Genomic DNA, 15,792 nt, shown 5'->3' on the forward strand with positions numbered 1-15,792 from the left:
TAAATGAATCTATCTATACTTATACCACTTCTAAACGAGGAGGAATCGCTTCAAGAACTCTATTCATGGATTATTAAAGTGATGCAGTCTAACAATTACTCTTATGAAATCATTTTTGTAGATGATGGAAGTACGGATGATTCTTGGAATATCATTGAAAGTTTTTCTAACGAAAACCCAAATGTAAAAGGAATTCGCTTCATGAAGAATTTTGGAAAATCACAGGCTTTACATGCTGGTTTCGCTAAGGCAAAAGGCGATGTTATCATTACTATGGATGCCGATTTGCAGGATAGTCCGGATGAAATTCCGGAATTGTATGAAATGATTACCAAAGAGAGATTCGATTTGGTTTCGGGATGGAAAAAGAAACGCTACGATTCTGTTGTGGCTAAAAATTTACCTTCAAAATTATTTAACTGGGCTGCCAGAAAAACTTCTGGTGTGGAGTTAAATGATTTTAACTGCGGGTTAAAAGCTTATAAAAATGCAGTTGTAAAAAACATTGAAGTTTCGGGCGAAATGCACCGATACATTCCTGTTTTAGCGAAAAATGCCGGTTTCGGAAAAATTGGAGAAAAAGTAGTGATTCACCAAGCTCGTAAATACGGCGAAACCAAATTTGGTATGGAACGTTTTATTAACGGATTCCTTGATTTAATTACGATTTGGTTTTTATCAAGATTCGGAAAAAGACCTATGCACTTGTTTGGCGCAATGGGTTCAATCATGTTTATTATTGGATTTTTATCTGCCGGATATATTGGGGTTTCAAAACTATACCATATGTATAGCGGAGTAAAATACAGCCTGGTAACTAATAATCCGTGGTTTTATATAGCATTAACAACAATGATTCTGGGAACTCAGCTTTTCTTAGCTGGATTTTTAGGTGAAATCATTTTGAGAACTAAAAGCAACGAAGCAAGATATAAAGTAGCACGAGAAGTGAATTTTTGAGACAAATCAGGAAAAAAAAATCTTTTTGAGTCAAATTAACCTTTGAAGAAAAACTATCTTTATTTAAAACATAAAAGAAAATTTACATGAACATAGCACCTAATATTTTAAACGCTGTAAATGAATGGCTGACACCAACTTTTGATCAGGAAACGCAAGCCGCTGTAAAAGAATTAATGACAACATCTCCAAAAGAACTTGAGGAAAGTTTTTATAAAAACCTTGAATTTGGAACTGGTGGTATGCGCGGCGTTATGGGCGTAGGAAACAACAGAATTAATAAATATACACTTGGAAAAAATACTCAGGGTTTATCTGATTATTTACATGAGGTTTTTCCAAACCAGCCTTTAAAAGTTGTTATTGCTTACGACTGTCGTCACAATAGTAATACTTTGGCAAAAGTTGTTGCTGATGTTTTTTCGGCAAACGGAATTCAGGTTTACTTATTCTCAGATTTAAGACCTACTCCGGAATTGTCTTTTGCACTTAAATATTTGGGATGCCAATGCGGAATTGTTCTTACGGCTTCGCACAACCCGCCAGAATACAACGGATATAAAGTATACTGGCAAGATGGCGGACAAATTGTTCCTCCGCAAGATGCGGCTATAATTAACGTAATCGAAAATTTAGGCTACGATAAAATTAAATTCAGCGCAAACGAAAGTTTAATCCAATATATTGATACTGAAATTGATAAAGCATTTGTAAAATCATCTATCGAAAACGCAAGTTTTAATACTCCGGCTGAAGCCAAAGACAATCTGCATATTGTTTTTACTTCACTGCACGGAACTTCTATAAAATCTGTTCCTGATACTTTATCTCAGGCGGGTTATAAAAATGTTCATATTGTACCGGAGCAGGCGGTTCCAGACGGGGATTTCCCAACTGTAAAATCTCCAAATCCGGAAGAGCCTGAGGCTTTGACTATGGCTTTGGCTCTGGCAGATAAAACAAATTCTGACATCGTTGTGGGTACAGATCCTGATTGCGACCGTTTAGGTGTTGCGGTTAGAAACAACGACGGTAAAATGATTTTGCTTAACGGAAATCAAACGATGATTTTAATGACTTCTTTCCTTTTAAAACAATGGAAAAAAGCCGGAAAAATTAACGGAAAACAATTTGTGGGTTCGACTATTGTTTCGACTCCAATGATGATGGAACTGGCTACAAGCTACGGTGTTGAATGCAAAGTTGGTTTAACCGGATTTAAATGGATCGCTAAAATGATCAAAGATTTTCCTGAACTTCAGTTTATTGGCGGAGGTGAAGAAAGTTTTGGTTTTATGGTTGGTGATGCTGTTAGAGATAAAGACGCAGTTGCTGCTACTTTATTAATATGCGAAGTTGCTGCTCAGGCAAAAGCTGAAGGAAGTTCTGTTTACAAAGAACTTTTACAGCTTTATGTTGAAAATGGTTTCTACAAAGAATATTTAGTTTCACTGACTAAAAAAGGAATGGAAGGTTTACAGGAAATTAATCAGATGATGATTGATTTACGCGAAAATCCTTTGAAAGAAATCAATGGTCAGCGTGTGATTATGGTGGAAGATTATGATTCATCTACAGCATTGAATTTATTGACAAATGAAGTAACTGCGATGGATATTCCGAAATCGAATGTATTGATTTATTATACAGAAGATGGATCTAAAATTTGTGCAAGACCAAGTGGAACGGAACCTAAAATTAAATTCTACATCAGCGTAAACGCCGAATTAGAATCGGTTTCAGATTTCGATGCTGCGGAAAATTTCTTAGACGGAAAAATACAGAATATCATTGCAGACATGCAATTGAAATAAAAAAACGAGTGACAAGCTCTTTAAATACCTATTACAGCTGTGCAGAGAATATCTGCACAGTTCATTAAATTTTGATATTTAGAACTCTGGTTTACATTTAGAACAAATGCAAATCAGAGTTTTTTAATAAAAAAAACTAAAAAAAAATTGAAAACTAATCAATTGGATTAATTTTGTGCAGTAAAAATTCCCCCAACAAATTAATTATAACCAAAAAAAATATTGCTAAAACTCGAAAGAGCAATACCACAGCAGAAAAAATAATATTCAAAAATAAATGAGTAATTTCAAAAAAATAGTTCCTTTTATATATCCGTATAAAAAATATGCGTTCTTAAACATCTTTTTCAATGTTTTGTATGCACTTTTCAGCACACTTTCGTTTGTTGCTTTAATACCAATGCTTCAGGTTTTATTTGATAAGACAAAGCAAAACACAGTAAAACCGGTATTTCACGGGATTATGAAAATCCAGCAATACGGCGAAGATTATCTAAGCTACTACATTACAACAACAAAAGGCACACACGAATCAGGCTATGTTTTATCGATAATGGTAGCCATAATAATTTCGATCTTTTTATTAAAAAACTTAGCCGATTATGCTGCAATGTTTTTTATCACTTTTTTACGAAATGGTGTTTTAAGAGATATGCGAAATGCAATGTATAAAAAAACGCTTGAACTGCCTTTGGCTTTTTATTCTGAAAAAAGAAAAGGAGATGTAATTTCCAGAATTTCTGCTGACGTAAATGAGGTTCAGACTTCGTTTTTGGCAATTTTGGAGCTTATTGTAAAAGAACCTCTGACTATTATTTTCACTATAGTTACGATGTTAATTATCAGCCCGAAGTTAACTTTGTTTGTCTTTATATTTATTCCGGTTTCAGGTTATATTATTTCATTAATTGGGAAACAGCTTAAAAAACAATCGACAAAAGCACAACAGGAACAAGGTACTTTTTTATCTACAATCGAAGAAACTATTGGTGGATTAAAAGTAGTTAAGGGTTACAACTCTGAAAATTATTTCAGTAACGTTTTTCAAAACTCTACAGAGCGTTTTTTCAGTTTATCAAACAGTATTGGTAATCGTCAGAACTTAGCTTCACCAGCGAGTGAATTTATGGGAATTACAGTAATTGCAATTTTACTTTGGTACGGAGGTCAGATGGTTTTAATTGATAAAACGTTAGACGGTGCTGCTTTTATTGCATACATGGGATTAGCTTATAATATTCTAACTCCTGCAAAAGCGATTTCTAAAGCTTCATACGGAGTGAAAAGAGGAAATGCCGCTGCAGAACGTGTTCTTGAAATTTTAGATCAGCACAACCCTATTACAAGCAAAGTTGATGCGATCGAAAAAACAACTTTTGATCATGATATAACCATTCAGCATATCAACTTTAAATATGAAAATGAAAATGTTTTAAAAGATTTTTCTCTTCAAATTAAAAAAGGACAAACTGTTGCTCTTGTTGGACAATCAGGAAGTGGAAAAAGTACTATTGCTAATTTATTAACCCGTTTTTATGACGTAAACGAAGGTTCAATTTCTATTGACAATATCAATATTAAAGATATGAATCTGCAATCGCTTCGTAGCTTAATGGGATTGGTAACTCAAGACAGTATTTTATTTAATGATACGATCAAAGCCAATATTGCATTAGGAAAATTAGACGCTACAGATGATGAAGTTATCGATGCGCTTAAAATTGCCAATGCGTATGAGTTTGTTAAAGATCTTCCTTTAGGAATCTACACTAACATTGGTGACAGCGGAAACAAACTTTCCGGCGGACAAAAACAACGTTTATCTATTGCGAGAGCCGTATTGAAAAATCCACCAATTATGATCCTGGATGAAGCAACATCGGCATTAGATACTGAAAGCGAAAAGTTTGTTCAGGTGGCGCTTGAAAACATGATGCAGAACAGAACTTCGATTGTGATCGCGCACCGACTTTCGACTATTCAAAAAGCAGATGTTATTGTGGTAATGCAAAAAGGAAAAATCGTTGAACAGGGAACGCATGATCAATTAATTGCACTCAACGGAACTTACAATAAACTTGTAACTATGCAGTCTTTCGAATCTTAAGACTTACATCATAACCAAACAATCTACACAGATTAAGGAAATATTAAAACTCAGTTTAATTTCTTTAATCTGTGTTTTATTTTATAACTTTAAGTAGTAAAGATTAAAATCAAACCGTTGGGCGTAATCCATAAAAAATAATAATTAAACACATAGAAACATAGACCTTATGTTTTAAAAAAAAGTAAATCAAATAGAAACTTGTTTCTCACACATAGCTATGTGTTGTTAATGCAAGTGAAACGCCTTTCTTATGTTCAATAATTCTATGTTTCTATGTGTTAAAAATAATTACACCCAACGGGTTAAAATCATTTAATTCTTATGGACAATGTATCTTAACAACCCCAACATCAAACTGCCAAACGATCCTGATACTATTGTTTGGAAATATCTTGACCTATCTAAATTTCTTGATTTATTACTTTCTAAGAAACTGTTCATGTCACGGTCTGACAAGTTTGAAGATCAATATGAAGGGACTTTTAGTGAACCGACTTATGAAGAGATTAAAAAACTTGCGGTTGACAATCCTGACTTTTTAAATTATTATAAAACACATCGCGAGCAGGTTGCTGTAAGCAGCTGGCATATTAACGAATACGAATCGTTTGCTATGTGGCAGATTTTTACTCAAAACAGCGAAGGTTTAGCGATTCAGTCTACAATTGGGAGATTGCAAAAAGCTTTAAAGCCTGAAAATAATTTTGATCAGTATATTGGCGAAGTAAATTACATCGATTATAAAAAAGAATATATTCCGTTTGAAGATTTGTTCTTTCCTTTTTTATTTAAAAGAAAGAGCTTTCAATACGAACGTGAAGTCCGTATTCTTACCGATACTTCAAAAAGCGATATCAAACTAAATGACGGAATAAAGATCAATGTCGACATTAATCAATTGATTGAGAAAATATACATTCATCCGAAATCTGAAAACTGGTATAAAAAATTGGTAATCGAATTGGTTGAACGCTTAGACTTTGGTTTTGAAATCGAAAAATCTGACTTAGAAAGTGATATATTGATATAAAATTGCTAACGATCTGAGATGCTAAGATTCTAAGTTTTTTTTAGCCACAGATTATACAGATTAAAAGGATTTTTTGCATAGTCTTAAAAAATAAAAACGCCCTTTAAAAATTAAGATTTAATTTTTAAAGGGCGTTTTTATATGTATAAAGATTTGAAAATCTTAGAATCTTAGCATCTCAGAACCTTAGCAACTTAGATAGGTTTATAACTTTTAACCTCCCATTTTTTAGAAGCTAAGTCGATATAATTGTAATGTAAAACATCGTTTTTATCGAATTGACCGTTTTGGTTCGTGTCTTCAATAGTTCTAAAATACAAACGGTTTTTAGATTCAATCAAGTTCCAGTCAACTAATTCCTGAAGATCTGCTGAGACTTTTGTAAAGTTTTCTCCGCTGATATCGCTTAAATATAAAGTTTTAATATCGCTGGTATCAATTTTTCCGTCTTTGTTGGTATCAGAATCTGTTAAAGTATACACCATAACTTTATTTTTAGTTTTATCTGCAACGGTTTTTAAATACGTTGCTGTTAAAATCAAAACAGGTTTATCTGATAAAGCATGAATCGAATCTGAATCAGTTTTTTGAAATTTCAGGTTTTGCAAATATCCTGTAATTTCATATTCGCCTAAGTTAGAGATTGTAAAACTTACATCGTTTACGCTTGAAGATCCATAACGCGCTTTTGAACCTTTTTCAAAAACTCTTAAATCTCCAACCGGATGAATTAAATAATCTGTTCCTTCCATTTGAATAGGCAGATCAGCAACTTCAATCTGAGTCGAATCTGTTTTCGTAACACTTACTTTATTTGACACATCGTAACTTACTTTTGGCTTTTTAACTTCTTCACGACAGCTAATTAAGGTTCCAACAATTGCTAAGGCTATATATTTAAAGTACTTTTTCATCGACAAATTATATTCAATTATCAAATATACTATTTTTGATTGTAATTTTTGTTTTTATTGAATTTTACTAGTGCGAAGATATTTAAAAGCACCATTCCGAAGTAAGCTAAAAATAAAACCCAATTCTTTTTATACAAAGACAAATTATGTTGTAATTTTCTTTTTAGCGCTTGTTCTAAGAAATATTCTCTATTAACTTCTCCATAAGAACACGTAAAAGGAACTATTGCCTTTAAGTCTTTTTTAGGCTTAGGTTTAGGCATCATAAAAACCAAAAAATCATTATCATTTTGAATAAATATAGGAATCTTTTCTATTGCAAAAAAGTCTAAAAGCCTAATGTATACTTCATAGCGCATTTCATTCCCTAAATGAATCTTAATACCATTTATAGTATCGTGTTCTCGCTTCATTTTTCTTAAAGCAAATTGAAGATCATTCAATTTTGGTTTTTCTAAATCTTCCGTATTATTTAAAATAAATACATGATAATTCCTCTTGATTGCTAAAAGCGCCTCTTTCTGGCTAGAATCTGGTAAACTTATATTTATACTGCCTTCAACCTTAAAAGCATCGACTTTATAAAAATGATAAAAACAAAACAAAGGGATTAAAACCAAAGAAATCATTCCCGGAACGTAAAAAATTTTCTTTCTCTTTTCACGTTTTGCGATCATAATCTCGCATTCAGTTTTATATTAAAAACTCTCGAAGTCATATAATTTGGAATCGCGTACTGGTTTTTAGAATACACATCGCGAACCCAGGTATTTGTAATTGCATTTTGATTATTAAAAAGATTGAAAATTTCCAATCCAACAGCTAATTCTTTGAAGTTTTTTAACCAACTTGTTTTAGAACTCTGTGTGCTGCTGTCTACAAAAACTTTAGCAAAACCAATATCAGCTCTTCTATAATCGTTTAATCTGTTTTGATACAAATACGGATCAGAATATGCTGGAGCGCCGCCTGGCAAACCTGTATTGTAAACTACATTAAGATAAACTTTTACACTTGGAATATTCGGCATATAATCCTGAAACAACATCGCAAATTTTAAACGTTGATCTGTCGGACGAGCGATGTAACCTTTGTTTTCGTAATTTTCTTCTGTTTTTAAATACCCAAAACTCACCCACGATTCTGTTCCCGGCACAAATTCTCCGTTCAATCTAAAATCTAAACCTTGAGCATAAGCTTTTGCATTATTATTTGCAACATATCGAATGCGGACATTATCAATTGAATACACATTTACATCCGAAAGGGATTTATAATAAAGCTCCGTCACCCATTTAAAAGGGCGGTTCCACATTTTAAAATTATAGTCATTTCCTAATACAACATGAACCGCTTCCTGCGCTTTTACATTTGGATTTACAACGCCATCCAAATCACGAAGTTCTCTGTAAAATGGCGGTTGATGGTATAATCCTCCCGAAATCCTGAAAACCATATCACGATCCCAATCTGGTTTTATAGCAAACTGCGCACGCGGACTTACTACAAACTGATTTTTTCCTTCTTCTATAGCTCCAGTAACATTCCAGCTTTGAAAACGAGCTCCGATGTGATACCAAATTTGGCTTGAACCCAATTCTGACTGTTTGTTCCATTGTGCGTAACCGGAAAATCTATTGATCGTATTAAAATTTGTAGCACGAATATCCTGATAAGGTAAAAGCGGGCCTGTATAAGGCGAATACGGCTGATTATTTTCTGGCAGAATAACCAACGGCGGATTTATAGAAAACCCTGCAGAATCAATCATCTCCCACTCTACTATTCTATCTCGAATTGATTCTCTGGTGTATTTTAATCCAAATTCCAACTGGCTTTCTTTCCAGTCTTTAAAACCTTTAATTTCGGCATTTGCAATTAAAGCATCTAAATCATTTCGGGCGTGATTTAACTGCGAACCAATTCCACGTGTAAAATCGATTGACGACGCATCTGTTGGATTTTCTGCATTAACATTTCCTAAACGATATTGGGCTAAAATATCAAAATGTTCTTTTTCTGTGGTATGAAATAACGAACCAATAAATTTTAAAGTCAGCGAAGGCGAAACTTTATAAGTTGTTTTAAAAGCGCCAAAATAAGTATCATATTGATCTTTTTCCTGACCTTCGTAATAAACCGCTAAAGCCATTGGTTGATCAATAGTTCCAAATTTGGTTTCGCGGGTTAAAGGCTGATACAAATATTTGTTCTGCGAAATATTTCCTAAAAAGCTAACCTGCCATTTTTCAGAAATATCATAATTTATATTGGTTTGAATATCAGCAAAAGTTGGTGTGTAATTCGTCTGCGTATCCTGACTGTTTACCAATAAACTATTGTTGCGATAACGAACTCCGGTCACTGCCGACCATTTTTTATTTTTCGAAACTAAATCTACAGAAGCACTTCCGCCTAAAAAACTTGCTTCAAGCGAAGCCCCAAACTGAGTTGGTTTTCTATAGGTAATATCTAAAACAGATGATAATTTATCTCCAAATTTTGCCTGAAATCCTCCTGCAGAGAAATCAACGTTTTGAACCAAATCTGTATTGGTAAAACTCAATCCTTCCTGCTGTCCTGAACGAATTAAAAACGGACGATAAACTTCGACTTCGTTTACATACACTAAATTTTCGTCATAATTTCCGCCTCGAACTGCATATTGCGTACTTAGTTCATTATTTGAATTTACGCCGGGAAGTGTTTTTAGAATATTTTCGATACCGGCATTTGCTCCGGGAATCTTTTTTATAGTAGCAGCATCAACAGTTGTAATTCCCTGAACTCGTTTTTTATTTCGGGAAGAAACAAAAACTTCTCCCATTTGTTCCTGAGAATTATTCATGACAGGATTAAAAACAAAAACTTCATCTGGTTTTAAAGTAACCGTAAGGCTGATCATTTTTAATGAGATATGTGTAAAAATGATCGAAGTTTTTTTATTCGAAATTACATCAATTTCAAAAAAACCATTTGCATCAGATTGTGTATTGTTTTTACCCGAAGTTATATTGACATTCGAAACAGGATGATTTTCATTATCTAAAATAATACCTTTTACATGAGCATTTTGAGCAAATGAAATACAAGTAAAGCACAAGAAAAGTAAAGCGAATATTAACCTGTTTTTATTCAAAGATTTGGATTTTATTTTTGTTGACTTCTAAAAAAATGAGTTTCAAAGATAGTAGAATTTCCTACATTATCAACTACTTCAATTTTTAAAAAGTTTTCACCTTCTGTCAAATATTGATCGTCAAAAATATGGGTAATTTTTCTATTTTTATTTTCATATTCAAATAAAACCCAGCTTCCGTTTAAATAACCGTTATACGACTTTATTCCAGATAGAGAATCGCTAATAGTAAACTCAATTTTGTTCTGGTCACTGATCCATTTTCCTTCAACAGGTTTTGTAATTTTTATAACCGGAGCAATCGTATCAAGGACCAAACCATACGTTCCTAATATTTTTGCTTTAGCAGTAAAAACATCACCTTTTCTAAGAGTTCCGTTATAGCTCGTTCCTTTTCCTATATATAATTTATCCTTCAAAGCTTCTGGATAGATAGTATCTTTTATCGTAATTGTAAAATTAGAATGCACGGGAACGGTATCATCGTGAATATAAATTTTGTTGTTTTTTACATCAAAATTCAGATTAAAATCATCATAAAAAGTTCCGGCAGGAAAGAAAACCGACATATTATCTTTCTCAAAATTGGAATCTTTGTTGTAACGAACAAAATATTTTGAAGTTACAGGTTCTGCTGGAACAAGCGGTGTTTCCAAGTCATATTCAATTGGAACTGAAATCGAATTTGAATTTCCGAAATAATCTGAAACTTCAATTCTATAATTAGAAGTCAGATTTGGCACAGCCGAAATTATCCCTCGCAGCGAATCTGTTTTAATAATACTCAATGCAAAAGGTGTTTTCATAAAAAGTTTCTGCACCCGCTGGCTTGTCTTTTTATATCGCGGATAATCGATAAAAGCATTGATGTAACGCATTTCATCAAACGAATAGGTATTGAATTGATAATTATAATTCTGGTTTCCGTTTAAAAAAGTTGACACATTAAAAACGCCATTTTTATTAAAAGAAACATCATCAGTATCAGCGGCATTAATTCCAAAACCAATTTTTCCGTTCGTTTTTACTTTTGAAGCAAGATAAGTTCCGTCTTTTTGAAGCGTCATATTTACAAGTAACGGCTGTTTGGACTGATTAACCGTTGCATTATCCAGCGGATAAACATATAAACTTGATAATGTTGGTTTCTTGGTATCTTTAATATTTTGGTCAAAGCCAAAGAATATTGGGTTAATTACAAATTCTGTTTTAGTATCACGAATTTCAAAATGAAGATGTGGCCCTTCAGATGAACCTGTATTTCCTGAAAGCGCAATTAATTGCCCTTTTGTAACCGGAAGTTCATCTGGTTTTAGGATCATTTCAATTTCATAAGCTTTATCCTGATAGTGTCTTTTTTTTACATAATCCTGAATTGGCCCAAGGGTTGTCTGCAAATGTCCGTACACAGAAGTATAGCCGTTTGGATGTGTGATGTAAATGCATTTTCCGTTTCCAAAAGTCGAAATTTTAATCCTTGACACATAGCCATCAGCAATCGCATACACATTTAATCCTTCTTTTTGATTCGTTTTTAAGTCAAAACCGGCATGAAAATGATTGGGTCTTAACTCGCCAAAATTCCCCGAAAGCTGCATAGGAATGTCCAGCGGCGGACGAAAGTAATTTTTAGGATATTGTGTCTGGGCGAATAGAAAAGGGCAAAAGAAAAAGGCAAGTATTGAAAATTTCATAGGTAACATTTTTGCTAAGGTAAAAAATTAACAGGTAAAAACCGAAGAAAAACTTACAAAAACACAATTGATTGAAATTCATTTATTTGTCTATTTTTAATGCAAAAAAATCGAGAAAAAATTGCATTAATAAAAAGGAATACTAACTTTGTATGATTAAGTAATGAATAGGATTTATAATGAGTGTAATTGCCGAAATAATTGATACTCTTGAATATAAAGTCGAGAAGCTTTTTGAAAAATCAAAAGGCCTGGAAAAAAATAATCAGGAATTACGATTAGAATTAGACAAAGCGGTGCAAATTATCCAGAAACAATCTGAAGAAATGGAAGCTTTGAAAAAGCAATATGAAACACTTAAGATAGCCAATTCGTTGCTTGGCAGCGACAACAACAAGAGAGAGACAAAGCTTAAAATAAATTCATTAATTCGCGAAATTGATTACTGTATAGCACAACTATCAGATTAGAAAACATGGACGGAAAGCTTAGAATTAAAATATCAATTGCCGACCGCGTTTACCCTTTAACGGTTGAACCAAGTCAGGAAGAAGGCCTTAGAAGCGCCTCAAAAAAAATTGATGCTATGATCAAGCAATTCGAAGAAAGTTACGCAGTTCGCGACAAACAAGATGTATTAGCCATGTGTGCACTGCAATTTGCATCACAGGTGGAACAAAAACAAATTGATAACGCAATCGATGGCGAAGAAACCATTGAACGAATTAAAAGATTAAATTCGCTTTTAGATCAATATCTCGAAAATTAAACGTTCTTTACATAAACTAAGATACTGCCTACATTAGTTCACAATTGGTAAACTCAACACTAACAATTTAGAATGAGCAAATCGTCGCTACTATAGTATGCCCAGCTTTGACCGGGAAACTTGAACAGTGAGTTAGCTCAAAACTTGTCTTTACGAGTTTATACAAGCAATTAATGTAGGCTTTTTTTATATATAAACCCTAACAAACATGGACATCATAACGATCATTATTTCAGGTATTGTAGGTATTGCGGCAGGTTTTGCAATAGCTAAAATCATCGAAAAAAGCAATATTTCAAACCTAATCAAAAATGCTAAAAAAGAAGCTTCTTCCATTTTAAAAGATGCTAATTTAGAAGCTGAAAACATAAAAAAAGATAAAATCCTTCAGGCAAAAGAACGTTTTATCGAATTAAAATCAGAACACGAACAAGTTATTTTGGCACGCGATAAAAAAGTAGCCGAAGTAGAAAAACGTGTACGTGATAAAGAATCTCAGATTTCTAACGAGCTTTCTAAAGCTAAAAAAGTAAATGACGATTTTGAAGCTAAAACAGAAGAATACAACAACAAAATTGAAGTTTTAAACAAAAAACAAGCTGAAGTTGACAAATTACACAAAAGTCAATTGCAGCAGCTTGAAGTAATTTCAGGGCTTTCTGCAGAAGAAGCGAAAGAGCAATTAGTTGAGGGTTTAAAAGCTGAAGCTAAAAGCAAAGCTATGTCTCACATTCAGGAAACTATTGAAGAGGCTAAACTTACAGCTCAGCAAGAAGCTAAAAAAATCATCATCAACACTATTCAAAGAGTTGGAACAGAAGAAGCAGTTGAAAACTGTGTTTCTGTTTTCAACATTGAATCTGACGATGTAAAAGGTAGAATTATTGGCCGTGAAGGTCGTAACATTAGAGCGCTTGAAGCTGCAACGGGAGTTGAAATCATTGTTGATGATACGCCGGAAGCTATTATCCTTTCTTGTTTTGACCCGGTTCGTAGAGAAATTGCTCGTTTGTCTTTACACAAATTAGTTACTGACGGACGTATTCACCCTGCAAGAATTGAAGAAGTTGTTGCTAAAACGGCTAAACAAATCGATGACGAAATTATCGAAGTTGGAAAACGTACTGTTATCGATTTAGGAATTCACGGTTTACACCCTGAATTGATTAAAGTTGTAGGTAGAATGAAATACCGTTCTTCTTACGGACAAAACTTATTACAGCACTCTAGAGAAGTTTCTAAACTTTGCGGTATCATGGCGGCTGAATTAGGCTTAAATGTAAAACTGGCAAAAAGAGCTGGTTTACTTCACGATATTGGTAAAGTTCCAGATACAGAAAGTGATTTACCACACGCATTATTAGGTATGCAGTGGGCTGAGAAATACGGCGAAAAAGAAGAGGTTTGCAACGCTATTGGTGCGCACCACGACGAGATCGAAATGAAATCATTATTATCACCAATTGTTCAGGTTTGTGATGCTATTTCAGGTGCAAGACCAGGTGCAAGACGTCAGGTTTTGGATTCATACATTCAACGTTTGAAAGATCTTGAAGATGTTGCTTACGGATTTAGCGGTGTAAAAAATGCTTATGCAATTCAGGCCGGTAGAGAATTACGTGTTATTGTAGAAAGCGAAAAGGTTTCTGATGATAATGCTGCAAATTTATCATTTGAGATTTCACAAAAAATCCAAACAGAAATGACTTATCCAGGTCAGGTAAAAGTTACTGTAATTAGAGAAACAAGAGCAGTTAATATTGCTAAATAATTCTCTTTCTATTATATAAAATAAAAAAGGCTATCGTTTGATAGCCTTTTTTATTATTTAAAGATCATTAAAGACGATTTTAAAGCTCGTTCCTACTCCAACTTCACTTTCTACAGAAACGGTTCCTTTCATCGCTTCTATTTGGTTTCTGGTAATATATAACCCTATTCCGCGAGCTTCTTCATGTTTATGAAATGTTTTATACATTCCGAATAATAATTCTCCGTAGACTTTTAAATCGATTCCTAAACCGTTATCTGTGATTTTTAAAGATTTATAACCTTCAGGCTCGATTCCAAAATCAAATACAATAAGCGGGTCCCGATCCGGATGCGCATATTTTATAGCGTTTGTGGTAAAATTAAGCAAAACACTTTCAAGATAAGCCGGATTAAAATTAATGGTCAAGTATTGCGGAACATTATTTACAATCGTAACTTTTTTCTGTTTATCGTATCCTTTTATAGTTGCAACTGTTTTCTCTATATATTCGCAAAGCATCAAAGGCTCAACAGCAATATTAATGTTACTCTGTGTTTTGACAATTTGCGTTAAGTTAGAAATCGTCTCATTTAAATCATTTGAAACTGTACGAAGATGTTCCAGCATTTCACCAACTGTTCCTTTCCCTCCATCTTCATCAATAAAATCTAAAATCGATTTTATATTTCCTGCCTGCGTATTTAAATTGTGCGAAACAATATGCGAAAAATTTAATAGTCGACTATTTTGGTCGCTATACAATTTCATTGTTTTTAAAAGCTCCAATTCTTTTTCTTTTTGCAGAGAAATGTCTGTATGCGTTCCAATAACACGCAATGGCTTACCATTTTCATCACGTTTTATTACTTTTCCCCTATCCAAAATCCATTTATAATTACCGCTTGAAGTCATTACACGATGGTAATTTTCATAATACGGAATCTTATTATCAAAATGTTCTTTAATGTCTGAGTAATATTTTGGAAGATCGTCAGGATGCACGATTTTATCCCAGCGTTCCGGGTCATCAAAAATATCTGCCGATTCTAATTCTAAGATTTTTAAGGAGAGTGAGGAATAAAAAACATTATTGGTTACCATATCCCAATCCCAGATTCCAACGGTTGATGCATCAAGCGCAAACTGGAAACGTTCTTCAGAAATACGGAGTTTTTCTTCTTTGTCTTTCAAATCGGTAATATCAGAAATATGTCCAAAAAAACTAACTTTTCCATCAGCAGATAATTCTGTTTTTGCAGAAACCTTAAACCATCGCAATCCTTTTTTCGGCAAAACAGATCTGAACTCTAATTCCCAAGGCACAATTTCTTTACGCGCTTTTACCAGGGACTGAAAAAATTTCTCTCTATCCTGTTCAAAAACCCGCTCGTAAATAATCTGCTTAATATCGTCTGTAAATTCTTTGAAGGAAAGTTCGAAAATCTCATCAACAGATTTGCTGACAAGAGGAAAAGTATAATGATTATTAGTATCTATAACAAATTGAAAAAGCAAATCTGGCATTTCGGCAAATAATTTTCTGTAAAAATTATTTACTTCCAGGCAGTCTTCATTACTGTATAAGTCAAAAATCATATGTCGCTATTTA

At 33.4% G+C, this 15,792-nt stretch carries 12 protein-coding genes; 7 read left to right on the plus strand and 5 right to left on the minus strand.

Annotated elements, in window-relative coordinates:
- Nucleotides 1-3: 3 nt before the first annotated feature.
- From B3C18_RS02660 to B3C18_RS02675, 4 genes are all read left to right on the plus strand, one after another.
- Complete coding sequence (locus B3C18_RS02660; protein WP_053472784.1) at nucleotides 4-960, plus strand: glycosyltransferase family 2 protein; 957 nt, start codon at nucleotides 4-6, stop codon at nucleotides 958-960.
- 86 nt (nucleotides 961-1,046) lie between these two features.
- Nucleotides 1,047-2,774: a phospho-sugar mutase gene (locus B3C18_RS02665; protein ID WP_291141957.1), complete on the plus strand. Its 1,728-nt coding sequence runs from the start codon at nucleotides 1,047-1,049 to the stop codon at nucleotides 2,772-2,774.
- Nucleotides 2,775-3,051: 277 nt separating this feature from the next.
- Nucleotides 3,052-4,881, plus strand: a complete 1,830-nt coding sequence (locus tag B3C18_RS02670; protein WP_291141962.1) for an ABC transporter ATP-binding protein — start codon at nucleotides 3,052-3,054, stop codon at nucleotides 4,879-4,881.
- 331 nt (nucleotides 4,882-5,212) lie between these two features.
- Entirely contained in the window at nucleotides 5,213-5,914 is a 702-nt protein-coding gene (locus B3C18_RS02675; RefSeq protein ID WP_291141967.1) for a DUF2971 domain-containing protein, read from the plus strand.
- Nucleotides 5,915-6,108: 194 nt separating this feature from the next.
- Here the strand turns inward: B3C18_RS02675 and B3C18_RS02680 are convergent, their stop codons facing one another.
- From B3C18_RS02680 to B3C18_RS02695, 4 genes are read right to left on the minus strand one after another with little or no spacing between them, the layout of a single operon-like run.
- Nucleotides 6,109-6,828, minus strand: coding sequence for a hypothetical protein (locus B3C18_RS02680; RefSeq protein WP_291141971.1), 720 nt, complete (start codon nucleotides 6,826-6,828; stop codon nucleotides 6,109-6,111).
- A 29-nt stretch (nucleotides 6,829-6,857) separates the two neighbouring features.
- Nucleotides 6,858-7,457 carry a hypothetical protein gene (locus B3C18_RS02685; protein WP_291141974.1) on the minus strand — a complete coding sequence of 200 codons (600 nt, stop codon included), beginning with the start codon at nucleotides 7,455-7,457 and terminating at the stop codon, nucleotides 6,858-6,860.
- 44 nt (nucleotides 7,458-7,501) lie between these two features.
- A complete protein-coding gene (locus tag B3C18_RS02690; RefSeq protein ID WP_291141978.1) occupies nucleotides 7,502-9,967 on the minus strand; it encodes a TonB-dependent receptor in 2,466 nt (821 codons plus the stop codon).
- An 11-nt stretch (nucleotides 9,968-9,978) separates the two neighbouring features.
- Entirely contained in the window at nucleotides 9,979-11,661 is a 1,683-nt protein-coding gene (locus tag B3C18_RS02695; protein WP_291141981.1) for a M23 family metallopeptidase, read from the minus strand.
- 179 nt (nucleotides 11,662-11,840) lie between these two features.
- Here B3C18_RS02695 and B3C18_RS02700 point away from each other — a divergent pair, with 179 nt between their 5' ends.
- The 3 genes from B3C18_RS02700 (at nucleotide 11,841) to rny (ending at nucleotide 14,201) form a co-directional block, all read left to right on the plus strand.
- Entirely contained in the window at nucleotides 11,841-12,131 is a 291-nt protein-coding gene (locus B3C18_RS02700) for a hypothetical protein (RefSeq protein WP_053472792.1), read from the plus strand.
- Nucleotides 12,132-12,136: 5 nt separating this feature from the next.
- A complete protein-coding gene (locus B3C18_RS02705) occupies nucleotides 12,137-12,430 on the plus strand; it encodes a cell division protein ZapA (protein ID WP_056246511.1) in 294 nt (97 codons plus the stop codon).
- A 208-nt stretch (nucleotides 12,431-12,638) separates the two neighbouring features.
- The gene (gene rny, locus B3C18_RS02710; RefSeq protein ID WP_291141987.1) at nucleotides 12,639-14,201 is read left to right on the plus strand and encodes a ribonuclease Y; all 1,563 of its coding nucleotides are present in this window, start codon (nucleotides 12,639-12,641) and stop codon (nucleotides 14,199-14,201) included.
- 57 nt (nucleotides 14,202-14,258) lie between these two features.
- On the opposite strand, the gene B3C18_RS02715 is transcribed toward rny, so the two are convergent.
- A complete protein-coding gene (locus B3C18_RS02715) occupies nucleotides 14,259-15,779 on the minus strand; it encodes a PAS domain-containing sensor histidine kinase (protein ID WP_291141990.1) in 1,521 nt (506 codons plus the stop codon).
- Nucleotides 15,780-15,792: the final 13 nt, after the last annotated feature.

This window comes from Flavobacterium sp. UBA7680, from assembly GCF_002482975.1.
GTDB lineage: Bacteria > Bacteroidota > Bacteroidia > Flavobacteriales > Flavobacteriaceae > Flavobacterium.